Below are 1,481 nucleotides of genomic sequence, written 5' to 3' on the forward strand. Positions count from 1 at the left end.
AGAAGGCGTCATTCAGCACTCGGTTACCGGACCCCGGAGCAGGCCGAGAAGGACTGGTACGAGACGCATTCCGCCGCATAGAAATACTGGATATCAACTGTCCGAATTTTGGCGGGCGGCTCACCCCGGAAGGCCGGCCAACCTTGGCCCTGGCAGGGTTGCCCCCCAGCACGCCCGCGTCCCGCATGCTCGCGGGCCGCCTCATAGCGGGGCACATAAACTACTGTGCCTGGCCGGACTTCCGCAGTTGGTAGGCATTTTCGGGGTGTCGGGATCGTGTTTGTGCTGGTCAGCGGCCTGAGCAGGGTTTCGGAAGCCGAATTCGTGTAGGCACACGACTTTGAGCGTGTCGCTCGACATCCCGCATCGAGATGTGATGCGGTGTGGGCATGTACCTGCGACAGACTCGGCGGAAGAACCGGGACGGCTCGGTCGTCGAGTACGTGCAGTTGGCACACAACCAGCGCAACGCCGCCACCGGGGCGTCCACCGCGAAGGTGATCCACAACTTCGGCCGGGCCGACCAGATCGACCGGGACGCGCTGGGCCGGCTGGTGTCCTCGATCTCCCGGTACCTGAACCAGGAGCAGGCGGTTAGCGCGGCCGCGCCGACCGGTGAGGTGGAGATCCTGGACTCGCGCCGCCTGGGCGGCGCGTGGACCCTGGACCAGTTGTGGTCACGCCTGGGCATCGGTGCCGCGATCCGGGCGGCAGCGGCCGGGCGGCGGCTGGACGCCGATCAGGTGGAGCGGGTGCTGTTCACCCTCGTCGCTCAGCGGGCCCTGGAGCCCGGCAGCAAGCTCGCCGCGACCGGCTGGGTCGCCGAACGTGTCGCGATCGAGCAGGTCACCGGCATCTCGGACGACCAGGCGTACCGGGGCATGGACTTCCTGCTGGACACGCTGGGCGACATCGCCGAGCACGTCTTCTCCTCGGTGGCGCACCTGCTCAACCTTGATGTCTCGATCGTGTTCGTTGACACCACGTCGACGTATTGGGAGACCGAGGGCCCGGATGTGCTGCCCGAGCTGCAAGCGGATCCCATTGATGATGAGGCGAATCCGGTCGAGTCCGGGCGGCGGGCGTTCGGGCACTCGAAGGACCACCGTACCGACCTGCCGCAGGTCGTCATCGCGATGGCGGTCACCCGCGACGGGGTCCCGGTGCGGTGCTGGACGTTCCCCGGTAACGAGCAGGACCAGCAGATCATCCGCACGATCAAGGACGACCTCGGCTCCTGGAACCTGCGCCGCCTGGTGTGGGTCGCCGACCGCGGGTTCGCCTCCGCGGGCAACCGGGCCTACCTGACCAAAGGCGGCGGGCACTACATCCACGCGGAGAAGCTACGGCACACCAATCGTGAGGCCGCCGCGGCGCTGGCCCGCCCCGGCCGGTACAAGAGGCTCGCAGACAACCTGCGTGTCAAGGAGATTCACGTCAACCCGGGTGACCCACTGGCCGGCGGTGACGGGGCCCGCGCG

At 67.5% G+C, this 1,481-nt stretch carries 1 protein-coding gene; it reads left to right on the forward strand.

Features of this window, described 5'->3' with window-relative positions; all coding sequences use genetic code 11:
• Window positions 1-389: 389 nt before the first annotated feature.
• Window positions 390-1,481 (forward strand): IS1634 family transposase (locus tag FGL98_RS25005; RefSeq protein ID WP_146321582.1); only part of this gene is annotated, 1,092 nt, incomplete at its 3' end.

Source organism: Leekyejoonella antrihumi (assembly GCF_007845645.1).
GTDB classification, from domain to species: Bacteria; Actinomycetota; Actinomycetes; order Actinomycetales; family Dermatophilaceae; genus Leekyejoonella; species Leekyejoonella antrihumi.